Below are 17,370 nucleotides of genomic sequence, written 5' to 3' on the forward strand. Positions count from 1 at the left end.
AAAAGAGTAATCATTCCCTCATTTTCAAAGCCACTTGTAACTGGCATTAGCTTTTTTGCAACTGGTATTGACAATAAGAAAAAAATATTGGCTCTTCCGTATTTCGCGGAGTAGCCCCGACATATAGGGTTATGCATAACCGAACAACCGTCTCCCTTCGATATCAAGCCAGATATGCTGAAACAGGCGGACGGTATTGTAAATGCCAAAGCAGCGTCGTTTGATGCTTTTGATTTTGTTGTTAAGCCCTTCAACAAAGCCACTGGTTTCCCGGCGAATGAAATAGTTGGTGATTTCATTTCGCCAGTTTTGATAGGTTTTGACAAACGCATCAAAGCCCTTCAACTTCAAGACTTTGATATGCTCCATCCAGCGATCCAAGGCTTTTTCGGCCTCAGCCTTATTGAGTCGGCGCTCAAAAATACCCGTCAAAAGCTCCCGTTGGATATAGACTTCTCGCAAAATGGGGGCTTGCTGGAATAGAAAAAGCAAAACGGTTTGCTGATCGGCAGAGAGTTCCATCCAGCGCTTCCGAAAAGCCCACATCGCGCCTTTCAGCTTGGCATAATCCTCGGCAGACAGGGTATTCTTGAGTTTTTTCATTTCCGCCTTGCGGACCTGGTCGGCGCCGTCTCGATAATGCTTGGCGACATGGAAGCGATCAACCACCACCTCGACGCCGGGCAATGTCTCATAGACGGCGTTGCGATACCCTTCATACATGTCCACGCAGACGCGTTGTAACGCGTGTTGCTGTGCCTCGGGAATATTCTGCAAAAAGGCTTTAACCGTTTCTTTTTTGCGGTCGGGCAGCACCGCCAGAATCCGCTTATGGTCCTCGGTATCGATAGCCGACACGATGACCACAAAATCTTGATGCCCTTTTTTCAAAGCGATTTCATCCAGTCCCAGCAAGCGAATGCCTTGGATGGCAGACCAATCAACTTGTTGGGCCACGTGCCGATTGATAATCCCTTCCGCCGCTTCGGCGCTGATGCCGTGCTTCACGTCCATGTCGGTCACGCTGCTGTTGATCAATTCACGCAATATCCACTGCTCATACGCTTTGGTATGGGGGCTTTTCCAGTTATACCAGCCACATTGTTGCGTGGTCGTCGGACCTTTGGGGCAGTCAGGGCATCGATAGCGCTTGGGGGTTAGCTTGATCCAAACCGGCCGATCGAAAATCGACAAATGACGCAAGGTGATTTCTCTGCCATAGCCATAAAACTTATCGATCCTCTGGCCGCATTGATGGCAGGTTGCACTGGTTAACGTACTACTGACCGTGATGATGAACTCGCCTTTGGCGGTGGTTTCAACTTTTTCGATACAAACATCAGGTATATCCAGCGGTATTTGAAGTAGCGACTGTGTCATCACGATACTCCAGCGTTAAATTGTCGACCTTAGCAAAACTCACTGTGGCAGGCAAAGACTATAGCACTACATGTAGTGGTTTCTCCGCAAAATACGGAAGAGCCAAAATATTGTGAGTTGCAGATGTCTGATACCTGAATCCGTGACTCCACATATTGCCAGACCTTTTATTCGTCATACTCTTCCAAAATTCGCTGAATTTAAAAGTGTGGTCCGGGCAATCGAGTTTAACGGCTAGAAATGCAGCGTATTATCTGGAATATTTTCCCTACATGATTCAATTTGATGGACTTTAGGCGCAGGATTCCCAGGCCACTGTGAATTTGCGGCGTTGTGCTATCGATGGCAGAGCGATCAGTCGCTAGCCGGCGGCGAGTTTGGCGTAGGTGGATTCAAAAGCGATGAAACCGGGACAGCTCTGTGAAAAGCGCAGCTTCAGCCGGTGCCCGCTACGGATGAGTCGCGCGGCCAGATACATCAGTTCCTGGATCACGGTTTTGATACGCCGCCGCTTGGCAGGATGCCTGACCGGGCTTTGTTCGCCCAGCAAGCCGATCAGGCCTATCCAGCGCAGGATGTTGTAGCTATAGGCGCTGAGGCTCATGATCAGGTCGTTGGTGGCAAACTTGCCGGATGGCAGGCGCTCGATATCCAGATCGGTCTTGAATTCGCTGTGGAATTGTTCAGCGGTGGCATGGTCGCGATAGAGGGCAATAACCATGGCATCGTCGTAATCGGCCACCGGCAGACTGGTCCACCAGCCTTCGATTTCGATATCCGGTAGCACGAGGGCTTGGCCTTGAGCCGTGATGGTGCGCTCGGTGATTTGCATGACCCGGCGACAGGTATAGGTTTTACCGTTGCGAGTGTGTTGCTCCATGACACTGAACAAGGCCACGCGTTTGCCTTCGCGCGGTGTGGTCCACTGGCCGTGTTGTTCGGCGTAGGCCAGCCAGGCGTCGGCATCTTGTTTACGCGGGTTCCATTTGATGATGAAATCGACCTGATCGGCTTCGTGTAAGTCGATGCGATTGTCGAGCGCGTCGTGACCGCCATCCAGCCGGACCAACAAAGGCAAAGTCGTCAAACGTTTCGCGGCGGCGAGTCCGCGCTCCAGCGCATAGCGGAATTCGTATTGGCAATGCTGCTTGCCTTCGCGCAGTTCATTACCAATACACCAGCCCTCTTTACCCAGATAGAGGGCAATCGGGGCGTAGCCGTCAAAACCTTTGTAGGTTCGGGAGACGCCTTCTTTGCAGGTTTTTTCGTTGTTCATGGGGTAAACATCGATATCCAACGCGACATGGCCTGTGGCTAACGGCGTTACCGGCACCTGGGCGTGAGCCAGAAAATCGAGGTTGCTTTGATAAATGATCGGTAATAAGGCGTCGGCGTGTTCATCCAGTCGCTGTCTGAGGCGGGCGCTGGAGGGTACTTGATGAATGGCGAGCGCGGCTTTGAAATAGTCGTCGTCGCGATGGTTTTCGATGGCTTCGAAGTCGCTTTTGCCCAGGCTAAGGGTGCCTATATAGCTTTTGATAATATCGGCGTGAGCAATACCGTGCCGTAGCGGAATACCTTTTTCCAGCGCCTGATTGAGCTGGCCATATTGATTCAAACATAAACCGACCAAGGCTAATCCAGAATGGCTGGTATAAAATTCAGTTTCAGATTGCTCCAGGATAAACCGCTTCATGAATCACTCGCCGGGTGAATGGAAGAATAGCGGTATTATCCCAGAATAAGCGTTTTAAATCATTGCGTTGCGGCCGTGGATGGCCTTTTAAGTCACGGATTCAGGTGATAATGAAAATGAGGTTAAACCTGAATCCGTGACTCCACATATTGCCAGACCTTTTATTCGTCATACTCTTCCAAAATTCGCTGAATTTAAAAGTGTGGTCCGGGCAATCGAGTTTAACGGCTAGAAATGCAGCGTATTATCTGGAATATTTTCCCTGCATGATTCAATTTGATGGACTTTAGGCGCAGGATTCCCAAGCCACTGTGAATTTGCGGCGTTGTGCTATCGATGGCAGAGCGATCAGTCGCTAGCCGGCGGCGAGTTTGGCGTAGGTGGATTCAAAAGCGATGAAACCGGGACAGCTCTGTGAAAAGCGCAGCTTCAGCCGGTGCCCGCTACGGATGAGTCGCGCGGCCAGATACATCAGTTCCTGGATCACGGTTTTGATACGCCGCCGCTTGGCAGGATGCCTGACCGGGCTTTGTTCGCCCAGCAAGCCGATCAGGCCTATCCAGCGCAGGATGTTGTAGCTATAGGCGCTGAGGCTCATGATCAGGTCGTTGGTGGCAAACTTGCCGGATGGCAGGCGCTCGATATCCAGATCGGTCTTGAATTCGCTGTGGAATTGTTCAGCGGTGGCATGGTCGCGATAGAGGGCAATAACCATGGCATCGTCGTAATCGGCCACCGGCAGACTGGTCCACCAGCCTTCGATTTCGATATCCGGTAGCACGAGGGCTTGGCCTTGAGCCGTGATGGTGCGCTCGGTGATTTGCATGACCCTGCGACAGGTATAGGTTTTACCGTTGCGAGTGTGTTGCTCCATGACACTGAACAAGGCCACGCGTTTGCCTTCGCGCGGTGTGGTCCACTGGCCGTGTTGTTCGGCGTAGGCCAGCCAGGCGTCGGCATCTTGTTTACGCGGGTTCCATTTGATGATGAAATCGACCTGATCGGCTTCGTGTAAGTCGATGCGATTGTCGAGCGCGTCGTGACCGCCATCCAGCCGGACCAACAAAGGCAAAGTCGTCAAACGTTTCGCGGCGGCGAGTCCGCGCTCCAGCGCATAGCGGAATTCGTATTGGCAATGCTGCTTGCCTTCGCGCAGTTCATTACCAATACACCAGCCCTCTTTACCCAGATAGAGGGCAATCGGGGCGTAGCCGTCAAAACCTTTGTAGGTTCGGGAGACGCCTTCTTTGCAGGTTTTTTCGTTGTTCATGGGGTAAACATCGATATCCAACGCGACATGGCCTGTGGCTAACGGCGTTACCGGCACCTGGGCGTGAGCCAGAAAATCGAGGTTGCTTTGATAAATGATCGGTAATAAGGCGTCGGCGTGTTCATCCAGTCGCTGTCTGAGGCGGGCGCTGGAGGGTACTTGATGAATGGCGAGCGCGGCTTTGAAATAGTCGTCGTCGCGATGGTTTTCGATGGCTTCGAAGTCGCTTTTGCCCAGGCTAAGGGTGCCTATATAGCTTTTGATAATATCGGCGTGAGCAATACCGTGCCGTAGCGGAATACCTTTTTCCAGCGCCTGATTGAGCTGGCCATATTGATTCAAACATAAACCGACCAAGGCTAATCCAGAATGGCTGGTATAAAATTCAGTTTCAGATTGCTCCAGGATAAACCGCTTCATGAATCACTCGCCGGGTGAATGGAAGAATAGCGGTATTATCCCAGAATAAGCGTTTTAAATCATTGCGTTGCGGCCGTGGATGGCCTTTTAAGTCACGGATTCAGGGTTAAAGGCTGCTTTGAACGAATGTTTACTTTTGAATTCTACATTCGATATTTAGAGATGAATCACCGCGACGATTTACGTAGAGTCCGGAGACTAAATAAGATTATTACAAATAGGTTAATAAAATTATATAAGGAAAAAAACAAATCTGAATCTGAGATGATAATATCTAGTGATGCTGATGAGTTTGAGATTAGGATTTTGTCCGCTTGGTCATTAAAATATATTCAACTCCGTGACAATAATATTACAGACTTTCTTAAAATATTTTATTTTGTAGATAAACTCAAATCAGTTGAAATTCAAAAATTTCTTTTCCAGAAGGTTCAATCATTTAAAAAGTATGTAAAACAGAGCCAATCGCAACTTCCTTATTGCTTTTACGATTTAACCCGCCCTAATGATATATATTACGTTTTTAATTGGTGGTGTACGCATATAGATCTCCAGCCTGGCCAAGAAAACAAGAAAGTAACAGACATTAGAATGAAGAGAGAAAAACCATTAAAAAATGACGATGGCTCCAATTTCTCCAATATTGTTAGGACTTCGCCAGATTTTTTTTCACCAAATGTAATTTTAAATAAAGAAGATCGATATTCAGTCTATAGTACCAATACGCATTCAATTAAAATTAATGACAAGGAATTATCAAATGCAACGGTATTGAGCATCCGTTTTGATAACGATATTCAAGCCATCCCCGAGGCATTTAAACATTTTGAAGCCTATCTTCGTATCGATAACGCGACGTGGCATACCGAAAAACGTAAGTCTGAATCCAACCCCAGTTTGGATCATATAAAGCACAAGCCTTATTCTGACATCATGCTGTTAGAACAATCTGATCAATATGCTAAGGTAATTGAAAGATATGACTACATATCAGCCTATCTTCTTGGGCTGATGTGCTTCGACGAAGTAAAAAAGATCAAAATGAAAAATAAAGAAACCAAGAAAGATGAAAAAACGATAGAGCAGGAAGCAGCCAATACCATCTCCGAGCACATTTATAAAAATACAAAATTAACCTTCGAAAACTATAAAATTATTGATGGTTACAAAAAAGTCTCAAATTTAATCAATGTAATTCATGAAATCATAAAGCTCAAACAAAATAGACAGCGATATGGCAAGAAATATAGCAACAAAGATGAATTTACAAAAAATGTGCTCGGGAAATAAAACAGAAATGGGGCCATTAGCAATGGAATTTTAATCTATCCCGTTCTTAAAAAATCTCAGTCACATATACATTACCTGAGAACTGCCTTGGGATAACACCCTGATGCATTCAGATGCTCGGCAGTCCTCGATTACTTTCTTAATGTCCTTATACCTCGTCTGATCGATTTGCGGTCAGGCGAGGTTTCATTGTTTCCTTAGCACCAGTTGTTTGCCCTGCATCGCCTTGCGGTCTGATGCGGTGAGCGGCTGCGCGCATTTTATTTCAGGAGTTCGTTTTATGACTGTGCAATGTCCCATTTGTAGTTCCCGGCAAGTGGTTAGTCTGGATCGTGGCAAAAAAATCGGTGGCGTGATCGGTACGGTGGGCGGTGCCGCGAGCGGCGTGGCTGGAGCCATGACCGGCGCAGCTACCGGCGCGGAAGTCGGCTTAACCGTCGGTCTGATAGCCGGGCCAGTTGGCAGCACCATGGGCAGTGTTGCCGGCGCTATTTTCGGTGCCCTGATTGGCGCGGCCACAGGTGGGGTCACTGGTGCAAAGCTGGGCGAAGTCATCGATCAGCGTGTGCTGGATAACTACGTCTGCCAAGACTGCGGCTTGTCTTTTAGTCACCATGCCAGACTAGATCAGCCTATTTAGTTTTTCGGTGTGCTTCGTTTCAACAGCCGCGCAAAGCTATCAGCTTTCAGCTATCTCGCTGGCTGTTTTCCTGTTTAACTTATCTTTAGGAGTACTTCATGGCTCATCTTGTCGAACAAATGGCCTACGTTGGCCAAACGCCCTGGCATGGCCTGGGCAATCCACTCGCCCCCAAACAACCCTTGGAAGTTTGGGCCAAGCAAGCCGGGATGGATTGGCAAATCCAGGAATCCGAGGTTCGGTTCATGGCCGATCAGGTCGGTCATCTGGGGACAATCCACACCTTTGCGGATCAAAAGGTGTTGTACCGTTCAGATACCAAGCAGGCTTTGTCGGTGGTATCCCAACGCTATCAAGTCGTGCAACCCCGCGAGGTGTTGGAGTTCTATCGCGATCTGACCGAAATTGCCGGTTATGAGCTGGAAACCGCTGGCGTGTTAAAAGGCGGCAAGAAGTTCTGGGCCTTGGCGAAAACTGGACAATCGACCGCGCTGAAGGGCAACGATCTGGTCAATGGTTATCTGCTTTTAGCTACGTCCTGCGACGGGACGTTAGCGACTACGGCAACGCCCACCACGATCCGGGTGGTCTGCAATAACACGCTGACCATTGCGATGAACGGCGCGACACAAGCCATCAAGGTGCCGCATAGTACCCGTTTTGATGCGCAGGCCGTCAAACAGCAGCTAGGTTTGGCGGTTTCTCAATGGGATGCCTTCATGTACCGGATGCGCACGCTGTCGGAACGTAAGGTAAAAACGCATGAAGCGATGAACTACTTTCTGCGGGTACTGTGCGACGTGCAGCCAGCCAATGCAGAACCGGTAGCTCTCAGCAATGAACGGGCGTTGAAGAAAGTGCAAAGCCTTTACGACGGCCAAGGTCATGGCGCTGAACTGGAATCTGCCAAAGGCACGGCTTGGGGACTGCTGAACGCGGTCACCGAATATGTCGATCACGAGAAGCGAGCCCGCAGTACCGAGAGTCGGATGGATTCGGCCTGGTTCGGACAAGGCGCGATCATCAAACAACGGGCCTTGGACTCAGCGCTGCAACTCGCCGCTTAAACCGGTAATGCCGAGTTTCTCTACAACACCCCTTTACTAGCACAACGACACAACACCATAAAACGCCTGGTCAGCCCACAAGCTGACCGGGCGTTTTTGTGTCTGTGGTTTCGTTAATCCAATTTCACGTTATGAATCTCAGGAGGTCATGATGGCCAAAACTGCCTTACAACATTCAACCTCAACCAAACCGCGTCCTGCCTTACGCTTGGTCGGCACCAAAGACTTACCGCGCGAAGACTGGCTAGAAGTCCGAAAACGCGGCATTGGCAGTTCAGATGCTGCGGCTGCGGTCGGTCTGAATCCCTATAAATCCCAGTTGGAACTCTGGCTGGAGAAAACCGGCCGTGATGGCAACTTGCCAAAGGCTGATCCTCATGACGAGGAAAGCCCAGCTTACTGGGGTAACATTTTAGAACCGATAGTCGCAGCGCATTACACCAGACGCACAGGGCATAGGGTGCGGCGCATCAATGCGGTGCTGCAACATCCCCATCCTGGTCTGTCCTGGATGCTGGCCAATATCGATCGTGAAGTCATCGGCGCTGACGATGTGCAGATTCTGGAATGTAAAACCGCCGGCATCAATGGTGCCAGACTCTGGAAGGAAGGCGTGCCGGAGTACGTGCAACTTCAAGTGCAACATCAGTTAGCGGTCACCGGTAAGGCATCTGCCGATGTGGCTGTCCTGTTGGGTGGTCAACATCTGGAGATTCACAGGATTCAACGTGATGGCCAGGCCATCAGCCTGAAAGCATGTCGATTTCGACATGCTTTCACAATTACTCGTTATTGGCATTAACTGTTACTTCAAAATCATCGCAAAGCTTTTCCACCAAATCCTCGGTTTCCTTGAAGAAATAATCGCCCACCGTCTTCTTGCGTAAGGCCCGGAATCGGCGGTACAACTTGGCAAAATCGCTGTAAATTTCCGCTTCCGATACCTGAGATTTGATCTTGACGATCAGGCGTTTGCCTTCGTCTTCCTGGCGGACAAAATCGAAAAACTCCTGAATTTTGCCTTCAAAGTCCTTGATCAGGCTGCCGACAACCGCTTCCTGATCGTTGCGGGCCTCAATGATTTTCAAAATATCAAATTGATAGCTGCCACCGCCCGGCTCGGTTCCCTCTGCTACTTTAGGCGGCTGCTTTTTCTTGGCTTCGGTTGTCTGGGCTTCCACTTCAATGATGCCGATTTGGTTGTCGAAATACACCTCAATCGGGTCTTTGACATCGTCCGAGCGGTGCATCAGGTTGTAGAGGGTGTTGAATTTGCGCCAGAAGTGCAAGAAAGACGGTATGCTGAATTTAAGCTCCAGTTCGATCACATACTCGATCCGGTTCAGGATGGTGAAATACTGCGCCGTTTTAGCCTTGGTATCCGCCGTCCGCTTGGGATTGGCGTCGATAAACTTCTCGATACTGTTTTCAAGGTCCAGATAGTTTTCCGGATCGTCCCGCTTGTCGGCATCCTTGTAAATCGCCATGAAGACATCGAAAAACTTTTGGTACACCTCCGACTTTTTCAGTTCGGTGTACAGAATTTCCAACACCCGCTTGTCACTGAATGGATCAAAGTCGCTGACCACGACATCGGAGAAATGCTCGAATGCGTCCTTGATATTCTGCACATTCACATTCTCGTAAGAGAAATCAATGATCTTGCAGTCGTTTTTGTACTTGGTGGTGCGGTTGACGCGGGAGATCGTCTGTATGGCACTGATGCCGCGAATCTCCTTATCCAGAAACAAGGTATGCAGCCGCCGTTCATCGAAACCGGTTTGTAACTTGGCGACCACGATGATCAAACCATTTTTTCTCAGCGAAAATTGCTCCAGCACCTTCTCTTCGGATAGGCCGCCATTCAGGCCTTTGGCGCTTTGTTCATCCTGGTTTTCCGAATAAACGATATAAATCGGGGCGTCGGCGTATTTCTGGTATTTAGGCTCTTTGACCCGCTCATTAAAATATTTAGTCACCGCCTCTTTGTAAGCAATGGCGGCTTTGATCGAATAAACTGCCAGCATGGCTTTACCGGTACCGCGTATCTGCCGGTAAACATCTTTAACCAACATATCGGCCACATAGTTGGCGATAGCGTCTATGCGCTCGCGATTTTCGTAGATTTGCTTCTTCTGCACATCCTTGTATTCCTTGACCTCAAAGCCTTCCAACACGTTTTGCGGCACATCGAACAGCATCTTGGAGGCCACCGGCACGATATTCTTCAGCGGATTTAGAATAAAGCCATCCTCAATGGCTTCTTTCATGGTGTAAGAATCAAACGGCACCCACAACTTTTCGCTTTCGGCATAGCCGCTGTATTCGCCAAAACGGGCCAGGGTGTGATCATCCGGCGTCGCCGTAAAGCCGATAATCAGATTCTTCTTGCTGCGCTTGGCTTGGTAGGCTTTGTCCTGATCGAAAGCGGATTGCAATTCATCGAAGATATTGACCATGTCTTCGTGCAACTCGCCGCTGTTGGAGCGGTGAATCTCGTCAATCAAAAACACGATACGCAGCTGGGCCAACTTGTCCAACACCTCTTGATCCAGCATGTCGCGGGCGGCGCCGAACTTTTGCAGGTTGACAATCACAATCCGCATGTCGGATTTCAAGGCCTCCTGAAAGGTCTTCTTGTTGTGCGCCTCGATATACATGCGCTTGTCGATGTTCATGTTCAACATCAGGGAATCGAGCTGGCTGCGCAGCTGGAGCCGGTCGACCACAATCATGATCTTGTCGTAAACATACGCGCCATTGCGCCGCATGTCCTTGAGTTGCAGGGCCGTCCAGCCAATGATATTGGATTTACCAAAGCCCGCCGCGTATTGCATCAACAACGAATAAACATTCTTGTTGTTGGCGTAGGCCTTGCGTTTGTCGATCAGCTCCTGGCGTTTGGCGGGCGAAACATTCGTCAGTTGTTTTTCCAGCAAGGCAATGAAGTAGTCATCTTCGCCTTCGTGTTCCAAAAACTCGTCAATTTTGGCGATGATTTTGTCGGTGCCGAACTTTTGCTTGGGCCTCGGCGAAATCAGCTGGCCTTTTTCATCTTTAAGCTGCTTTACGCCATTCACTACATAAACATCGCGCTCGATGAAGTTGTAATACAGGATTTCCTTTTCGATGAATGCCTTGCCGTAATGGCAGGTAAATAGCTCCTTGAATTTGTCCTTTTTATCGGCGCCGGGGTTCAGCAACGGATAGGGCTTGAACACCTTCATCACCCGTTTTTCATACTCTTCGCGATCAAACTTGCCCTGGCGGCAGGTTTCCAGAATCTCGTCGAAAAAGTCGGCGATATTGCGAATGACGTAAGTGTCCTTGATGTCGGTGGTGGTGATATGAATGGCTTTTTCAAAGACTTTCAGAAAATCACGGCGGACGGCTTCCTTGTCTTTTTCACTGAGCAGGGCGTTGGCGTCAACGTGCGTGTAATAAGCCCTCACGGCGTCGAAATAATCCTTGATGACTTTGCCGCGACCGTTTTTTTGCGCGCTCTGGTTGGTGTAGTTGGATTTCAGCTCGCTATAGCCCAGATAAATGCCGTTTACAAAAAACGCTAAATCCGGTCGGAAGGAATAGATCAGCTTGTCCTGGTAGCGGTATTTATACGGCAGTTCCTGCACCACCGAAAAAATATTCTGCTCAAACAGCGCGTTGTCGTGGATCACGCTGTCGGCGGTGTAAAACAAGTGTAATTTGATGCCTTGCAAGGCGATGGATTTATTGGCGTTCAAGAACAAGGCCTTGTTACGACTGCTGCCGCAACGTTCCTGGATCAGTTCGATTAAATCGTTTAACAATGTCCGTCTGTTGCCGGCGTATTTTTTCAGCAAGGTCTCATAAGGCTTCTGGTTCAGTTCGGTTTCAGAAATGAAGGCTTCCAGGTCTTCTTCGATAATCAGCGAATGAGTGACGGTATTGGCTTTGACTTCCCGGTAGCCCAGGCTATCGCGCAGAAACGGCAGCAAAAACTTATCTTGCAGGTGTAATTCATTCATCGTCGGTCATCCATTCCGTTTTGACTTGGGCAATCACGTCTTCCAATAAACTCGGGCGAATATGCAGGGATGATTTTTGCGGAATGGCGGTCAATAACGCCACCACTTCGGCAGGGCTGCGGGTTTGCTTACGCACCGCACGGATCAGCAAACCCAGCGTGCCGTGCGTGGTGATATTGAGGTTTTTAGCCGCCAAACGCGCGGCCGTGTCATCGGTTAGCATCATGGCAATATCATGCTGCAAGCACAAGGCCAGTGCCTCACGTTCGCCGCTATGCAAGGTATATAAAGCCGCCACCGCGTTCACTTGAGGTGAAGCGGATACTATCGATTGCCGGACCAGATTCACGGCAGGATGCAACAATGCACTGGGTCGATGCCGCTCAACCTCCTGCCAGACCGCTTCAGGCACCAAAATGGCGGCGTAATCGCTCAACACATCCAGGGCGGCCAATTCATCCAGATGAATCAACGGCCCGGCGTCGGCGACGACCAGCGCGATTTTAGTCGTCGCCATGCAAGCCCCATTGCACATCATCCTTGATAAAGGCTTCGGTCAACGCCTCTTGATGGGATTCCAGATAACGCCGTAAGGCATCGTTGACGATTTCCTGAAAACTGCCTGCCCAACCTTGATGTACCAGGGTTTGCGCCTGGTTGAACAATTGATCGGGTATTTCGGCTTGCACGGTTTGGGTCATGGTGAATCCTCCTAAAGGATGCAGATTTTGCCGGTCACGACATCGTTGATCAGGGTTTTACGCAGTTCTTTAAGCTTTTCAATCTGAGCGTTGATGGCTTCGACAATGGCGTCGATTTGCGCGGTTTTCTCGTCGAGGTAATCGGCGATGGCTTTTTGCTCGCGTTGAGTTGGTAATGCTGTGCATATTTGAAAAAAATCTTTGGAGTACAACCTCAATCGAGAAGATACAATTCCTTTAGAGTTCCTTGTCATTTCGGTTATTGCATTCGGTGTCCTATATAAATAATCGAAATATCGATAACTATATGGCTTATATTTATTGGGTTTATAAACGCCATAAGCCGGACTACAAATACCATCTTCTTTTGCTGTTCCTAAAGCCCCCATCCAAGCCCACATGGTGTTAATAATCAAATCACCTGTTTTGCACAGCTTATAGCCTTCCATGGTTTCAGCCATAAACATATTTACATTTTTTTCTGAACGGCGTGTAACCCCAGTGATGTGTGAAACGGTGAGTAACGTCTCATCGCCAAAAATGCTAAGGCTCCCTCTTTCCTCAAAAATATCTTTATTTCTGGTGACTTCCCAATACGCCGGAATCTCACCAATCCACTCAATCCCACTGTCTTTCATGGGAACCGATTTATCCAGCCCGCGCGTGACGGTTTCGTTAATCAGCGCTTGCTTGAGTTCGCCGTAGTGCTTCGCCTTTTGAGTCAACAGGTCGATTTGTTGGTCGATTTTCGCGGTTTTTTCGTCGAGATAATCGGCTATGGCTTTTTGTTCTGGGGAAGGTGGGAACAATAAAGGTATATTTGCTATTTGACCCAGATTAAAGGCTTCCTTCGACGCGCCGTTTTGTTCAAATTGAATGTAATTTTTTATAAACGGCGATTTTAGAAAGAGAGAAATATAAAAGACATTAAACCAAGATTTTATTCTCAAAAATGCAATGTGTTGGCTAATATTAGCAGAACCAAAGCCAACAGGTACCACACAAGTTCTACCGATAGATGCCCCAGTGATATTAATTAAAATATCACCTGCTTTTAATCGAGAGCCTTTCATAGACTCATGAATTTCTTCTGGAATAAAAGAGGCTCTTCCGTATTTCGCGGAGTAGCCCCGACATATAGGGTTATGCATAACCGAACAACCGTCTCCCTTCGATATCAAGCCAGATATGCTGAAACAGGCGGACGGTATTGTAAATGCCAAAGCAGCGTCGTTTGATGCTTTTGATTTTGTTGTTAAGCCCTTCAACAAAGCCACTGGTTTCCCGGCGAATGAAATAGTTGGTGATTTCATTTCGCCAGTTTTGATAGGTTTTGACAAACGCATCAAAGCCCTTCAACTTCAAGACTTTGATATGCTCCATCCAGCGATCCAAGGCTTTTTCGGCCTCAGCCTTATTGAGTCGGCGCTCAAAAATACCCGTCAAAAGCTCCCGTTGGATATAGACTTCTCGCAAAATGGGGGCTTGCTGGAATAGAAAAAGCAAAACGGTTTGCTGATCGGCAGAGAGTTCCATCCAGCGCTTCCGAAAAGCCCACATCGCGCCTTTCAGCTTGGCATAATCCTCGGCAGACAGGGTATTCTTGAGTTTTTTCATTTCCGCCTTGCGGACCTGGTCGGCGCCGTCTCGATAATGCTTGGCGACATGGAAGCGATCAACCACCACCTCGACGCCGGGCAATGTCTCATAGACGGCGTTGCGATACCCTTCATACATGTCCACGCAGACGCGTTGTAACGCGTGTTGCTGTGCCTCGGGAATATTCTGCAAAAAGGCTTTAACCGTTTCTTTTTTGCGGTCGGGCAGCACCGCCAGAATCCGCTTATGGTCCTCGGTATCGATAGCCGACACGATGACCACAAAATCTTGATGCCCTTTTTTCAAAGCGATTTCATCCAGTCCCAGCAAGCGAATGCCTTGGATGGCAGACCAATCAACTTGTTGGGCCACGTGCCGATTGATAATCCCTTCCGCCGCTTCGGCGCTGATGCCGTGCTTCACGTCCATGTCGGTCACGCTGCTGTTGATCAATTCACGCAATATCCACTGCTCATACGCTTTGGTATGGGGGCTTTTCCAGTTATACCAGCCACATTGTTGCGTGGTCGTCGGACCTTTGGGGCAGTCAGGGCATCGATAGCGCTTGGGGGTTAGCTTGATCCAAACCGGCCGATCGAAAATCGACAAATGACGCAAGGTGATTTCTCTGCCATAGCCATAAAACTTATCGATCCTCTGGCCGCATTGATGGCAGGTTGCACTGGTTAACGTACTACTGACCGTGATGATGAACTCGCCTTTGGCGGTGGTTTCAACTTTTTCGATACAAACATCAGGTATATCCAGCGGTATTTGAAGTAGCGACTGTGTCATCACGATACTCCAGCGTTAAATTGTCGACCTTAGCAAAACTCACTGTGGCAGGCAAAGACTATAGCACTACATGTAGTGGTTTCTCCGCAAAATACGGAAGAGCCATAAAAGATACGTTGTCAACTCTCAAACCATCATCATGAACATTTTGGCTTCTTAGAAACGGTATCCCTGAGTCGGTATATATTTCACTACCTCCCTTGGGCGTCACACCATTTCCAATTTTTACAACGGTATCTTTGACTCTAAAAAACATCCAAGTCCCTGGGACATCTCCTAAACACTCAATCCCACTATCCCGATAGTTGTCATACCGCTTGGAAACCTGCTGGATCATAGTGTCAACCCTGCTTCCAAAGCCTTGATTTGCTCATCCAGCTTGGCGATGTCCGCCAGGATGGCGGTAACCGGTCTTAGTGATTCCGGCTTGTAAAACACCTTGTTGAAGTTGATTTCAACGCCGACTACGTTTTCCAGATAGGCAAACGGTTTGCTGACGTATTGGGCCATGAAAGCCTCAATCGCCTGCTGGTTTCCAGCGGCGTCTTTGTGAAAAGGAATGATCTCGTAGTCTTTCTGGTAATCCGGCGTGAGTTCTATCGTGATTTCAATCCGTTCCGGCTGGCTGCGGTTGGCATTTTTCAGGCTGGCTTTCACCACGATCTTGCCGCAGCCTAGTTCTTCTGTTTGACCGTTTTCGGTTTTGATCAGGGTTTCCTTGTCGTTATCAAAATGATAGTACGCTTTTGCGGTGGTGACGACCAAGGGCTGTTCTTTGTAATCCAGCGCGGCGACAAAAGGCTTGATGTCGTTTTCAAAGTAATCGGCCAGTGACGCAAACTGGGCGGCGTCGAATGTGGTGATGTCAAAATCGGTCAGGGTGCGCTCGCCGTTGTCCAGTTTGACCGGTTTCAGCTTTTGGCTTTTTTTGTCGCCGTCCAACTGCGATTCAAAGCTTCTGCCGTTGTCATCGACGTTGGTCAGCATGATGGCTTGCTTGTTGAAGTAGAAATACTCCTTGTCGAAGACGCGGGCATAGTCGTTGTCGACAAAGCGGGTCAGCGTGTCCACGATCTCCAGGCGACTTTGTTCGTCGACTTCCTTGCGCTTGGAACCCTTGCTTTTCTTGAGTGGTTTGAATTTCTCGTTGGCATTGATCAGCATGACCTTATGTTTGCGAGCGGCATCCTTGTTTTTGTTCAGCACCCACAGATAGGTATAAATACCGGTGTTGAAAAACTCATCGGTCGGCAGCTGGATGATCGCTTCGACAATATCGGTATCCAGCATCCATTTGCGGATATTGCTTTCCGCCGATCCGGCATCGCCGGAAAACAAGGTCGAGCCATTGTGAACCACTACGCCCATGCCGGTGGCGTCGAGCTTGGCAATCAGGTGCTGCATAAACAGCAACTGACCGTCGGATATGGACGGAATGAATTTGAAGCGACCGGTTTTGTCGTTGAGGATGTCTTTTTGGTAACCCTTCCAACTGACGCCATAGGGTGGATTGGCAACCACTACGTCAAATTCGTCGTTATAGAATTTGTCATCGGTCAGGGTGTTGCCATGCTCGATTTTGGAATCCACCCGAAACCGGCTTTCGATCTTGGCCAGCGCGTAAAGCGCATCGTTCCAGTCCTGGCCGAAGGTTTGGGTCATCCGCTTAACTTTCTGGCTGATCCTGTCCTCCACGCCAAACAACATGTTGCCGCCGCCGCAGGTGCAGTCGTAAAGCTTTAACAACTTGTCGGATTCTTGAATCTTGGAGGCGATAATCTCGGCAATCAGGCCAATCACGTCATCCGGGGTGTATTGCTCCCCGGCGGTTTCGGCGGAAATATCCGCCCATTTGCGTTTGATGTGCTCTTCCAGCGTGGTGATTTCGGAGTTATTGAAGGGCTTGAGGTCGATCTCGCTCCATTCCTTGGTATAGCCCAGCAATACTTTCTTGGCTTTGAGTTTGGTAATCACGCCTTTGATGTCGAGAAACTTCTCGCCTTCAGTGGCATCCACGCCCAGCAGGTCTTTGGTTTCGCCGTCGAAGCCATGTAGATAGGCGTCAAAATCGATGTCGAAGGACTTGTCGTTAGCGCAAATGTCTTTCAGGGTTTTGTGGCGTTCGAAGATATAGACGTTGTAGCCTTGGCCCTTGTCCTTGATCAAGTCGATATAGTCGGCCTTATCCATGTCTGACAATGTCTCTTTGCCATAGACCGTTTTCATGTCATCCAACATGCGAATCAAGCGGCTTTCGATCATTGCCAAAGCAAAAAACGGCATCATGAAAGAGGGCCATTCGGATTCTTTGATACCGCAGCCTCTTAACAGGTCGGCGGTGGCCCATATTTTGGATTCGTATTGCAGGATGTTTTGATTGTCGGCCATGGTTCCTAAATAGCTCGTATTCCGTTGTTTATGTACAGTCAGGGGCGGCCAAATGTACTTCGTTTTTATGGGTTGCGTATTGGGGCTGTTCAAGAAAAAATCAGCCGCTGCATAAAG

General features: G+C 48.8%; 13 protein-coding genes. 4 read left to right on the top strand and 9 right to left on the bottom strand.

The features are described 5' to 3' along the window. Nucleotides 1-129 precede the first annotated feature (129 nt). The 3 genes from NM686_RS20465 to NM686_RS20475 form a co-directional block, all read right to left on the bottom strand. The gene (locus NM686_RS20465) at nucleotides 130-1,380 is read right to left on the bottom strand and encodes an ISL3 family transposase (RefSeq protein WP_255187011.1); all 1,251 of its coding nucleotides are present in this window, start codon (nucleotides 1,378-1,380) and stop codon (nucleotides 130-132) included. A 361-nt stretch (nucleotides 1,381-1,741) separates the two neighbouring features. Next, nucleotides 1,742-3,076, bottom strand: coding sequence for an IS1380 family transposase (locus NM686_RS20470; protein WP_255188233.1), 1,335 nt, complete (start codon nucleotides 3,074-3,076; stop codon nucleotides 1,742-1,744). Nucleotides 3,077-3,431: 355 nt separating this feature from the next. Beyond that, nucleotides 3,432-4,766, bottom strand: coding sequence for an IS1380 family transposase (locus tag NM686_RS20475; RefSeq protein ID WP_255188233.1), 1,335 nt, complete (start codon nucleotides 4,764-4,766; stop codon nucleotides 3,432-3,434). Nucleotides 4,767-4,928: 162 nt separating this feature from the next. On the opposite strand from NM686_RS20475, the gene NM686_RS20480 reads away from it, so the two are divergent. The 4 genes from NM686_RS20480 to NM686_RS20495 all read left to right on the top strand — a co-directional run bounded on the left by NM686_RS20480 (nucleotide 4,929) and on the right by NM686_RS20495 (nucleotide 8,565). Further along, on the top strand, nucleotides 4,929-6,056 hold the full coding sequence (locus tag NM686_RS20480) for a hypothetical protein (RefSeq protein ID WP_255189660.1): 1,128 nt from the start codon (nucleotides 4,929-4,931) through the stop codon (nucleotides 6,054-6,056). Nucleotides 6,057-6,336: 280 nt separating this feature from the next. Next, nucleotides 6,337-6,696 (top strand): DUF3482 domain-containing protein, encoded by a 360-nt coding sequence (locus tag NM686_RS20485; RefSeq protein WP_255189661.1) that lies wholly within the window; start codon nucleotides 6,337-6,339, stop codon nucleotides 6,694-6,696. Nucleotides 6,697-6,794: 98 nt separating this feature from the next. After that, nucleotides 6,795-7,763 carry a DUF932 domain-containing protein gene (locus NM686_RS20490; protein ID WP_255189662.1) on the top strand — a complete coding sequence of 323 codons (969 nt, stop codon included), beginning with the start codon at nucleotides 6,795-6,797 and terminating at the stop codon, nucleotides 7,761-7,763. A gap of 148 nt (nucleotides 7,764-7,911) precedes the next feature. Beyond that, the gene (locus NM686_RS20495; RefSeq protein ID WP_269022003.1) at nucleotides 7,912-8,565 is read left to right on the top strand and encodes a YqaJ viral recombinase family nuclease; all 654 of its coding nucleotides are present in this window, start codon (nucleotides 7,912-7,914) and stop codon (nucleotides 8,563-8,565) included. On the opposite strand, the gene NM686_RS20500 is transcribed toward NM686_RS20495, so the two are convergent. From NM686_RS20500 to NM686_RS20525, 6 genes are all read right to left on the bottom strand, one after another. After that, nucleotides 8,546-11,770: a DEAD/DEAH box helicase family protein gene (locus NM686_RS20500; protein WP_255189664.1), complete on the bottom strand. Its 3,225-nt coding sequence runs from the start codon at nucleotides 11,768-11,770 to the stop codon at nucleotides 8,546-8,548. The genes NM686_RS20495 and NM686_RS20500 overlap by 20 nt on opposite strands. After that, nucleotides 11,763-12,287: a hypothetical protein gene (locus tag NM686_RS20505; RefSeq protein ID WP_255189665.1), complete on the bottom strand. Its 525-nt coding sequence runs from the start codon at nucleotides 12,285-12,287 to the stop codon at nucleotides 11,763-11,765. Before NM686_RS20505 ends, NM686_RS20500 begins: the two co-directional genes overlap by 8 nt. Next, nucleotides 12,274-12,471, bottom strand: a complete 198-nt coding sequence (locus tag NM686_RS20510) for a ribbon-helix-helix domain-containing protein (protein ID WP_036280312.1) — start codon at nucleotides 12,469-12,471, stop codon at nucleotides 12,274-12,276. Before NM686_RS20510 ends, NM686_RS20505 begins: the two co-directional genes overlap by 14 nt. An 11-nt stretch (nucleotides 12,472-12,482) precedes the next feature. Beyond that, nucleotides 12,483-13,622, bottom strand: a complete 1,140-nt coding sequence (locus NM686_RS20515; RefSeq protein WP_255189666.1) for a restriction endonuclease subunit S — start codon at nucleotides 13,620-13,622, stop codon at nucleotides 12,483-12,485. Continuing rightward, complete coding sequence (locus NM686_RS20520) at nucleotides 13,615-14,865, bottom strand: ISL3 family transposase (protein ID WP_255187011.1); 1,251 nt, start codon at nucleotides 14,863-14,865, stop codon at nucleotides 13,615-13,617. Before NM686_RS20520 ends, NM686_RS20515 begins: the two co-directional genes overlap by 8 nt. Before the next feature lie 333 nt (nucleotides 14,866-15,198). Beyond that, on the bottom strand, nucleotides 15,199-17,253 hold the full coding sequence (locus NM686_RS20525) for an HsdM family class I SAM-dependent methyltransferase (protein ID WP_255189668.1): 2,055 nt from the start codon (nucleotides 17,251-17,253) through the stop codon (nucleotides 15,199-15,201). Nucleotides 17,254-17,370: the final 117 nt, after the last annotated feature.

The organism is Methylomonas rapida (genome assembly GCF_024360925.2).
GTDB classification, from domain to species: Bacteria; Pseudomonadota; Gammaproteobacteria; order Methylococcales; family Methylomonadaceae; genus Methylomonas; species Methylomonas rapida.

What these genes read in the sequence shown, in the direction of transcription:
- NM686_RS20490 (WP_255189662.1), top strand. Translation starts at nt 6,795, where the DNA reads ATGGCTCATCTTGTCGAACAAATGGCCTACGTTGGCCAAACGCCCTGG.
- NM686_RS20525 (WP_255189668.1), bottom strand. Translation starts at nt 17,253, where the DNA reads ATGGCCGACAATCAAAACATCCTGCAATACGAATCCAAAATATGGGCC.
- NM686_RS20520 (WP_255187011.1), bottom strand. Translation starts at nt 14,865, where the DNA reads ATGACACAGTCGCTACTTCAAATACCGCTGGATATACCTGATGTTTGT.
- NM686_RS20510 (WP_036280312.1), bottom strand. Translation starts at nt 12,471, where the DNA reads ATGACCCAAACCGTGCAAGCCGAAATACCCGATCAATTGTTCAACCAG.
- NM686_RS20495 (WP_269022003.1), top strand. Translation starts at nt 7,912, where the DNA reads ATGATGGCCAAAACTGCCTTACAACATTCAACCTCAACCAAACCGCGT.
- NM686_RS20485 (WP_255189661.1), top strand. Translation starts at nt 6,337, where the DNA reads ATGACTGTGCAATGTCCCATTTGTAGTTCCCGGCAAGTGGTTAGTCTG.
- NM686_RS20470 (WP_255188233.1), bottom strand. Translation starts at nt 3,076, where the DNA reads ATGAAGCGGTTTATCCTGGAGCAATCTGAAACTGAATTTTATACCAGC.
- NM686_RS20480 (WP_255189660.1), top strand. Translation starts at nt 4,929, where the DNA reads ATGAATCACCGCGACGATTTACGTAGAGTCCGGAGACTAAATAAGATT.
- NM686_RS20500 (WP_255189664.1), bottom strand. Translation starts at nt 11,770, where the DNA reads ATGAATGAATTACACCTGCAAGATAAGTTTTTGCTGCCGTTTCTGCGC.
- NM686_RS20505 (WP_255189665.1), bottom strand. Translation starts at nt 12,287, where the DNA reads ATGGCGACGACTAAAATCGCGCTGGTCGTCGCCGACGCCGGGCCGTTG.
- NM686_RS20475 (WP_255188233.1), bottom strand. Translation starts at nt 4,766, where the DNA reads ATGAAGCGGTTTATCCTGGAGCAATCTGAAACTGAATTTTATACCAGC.
- NM686_RS20515 (WP_255189666.1), bottom strand. Translation starts at nt 13,622, where the DNA reads ATGCATAACCCTATATGTCGGGGCTACTCCGCGAAATACGGAAGAGCC.
- NM686_RS20465 (WP_255187011.1), bottom strand. Translation starts at nt 1,380, where the DNA reads ATGACACAGTCGCTACTTCAAATACCGCTGGATATACCTGATGTTTGT.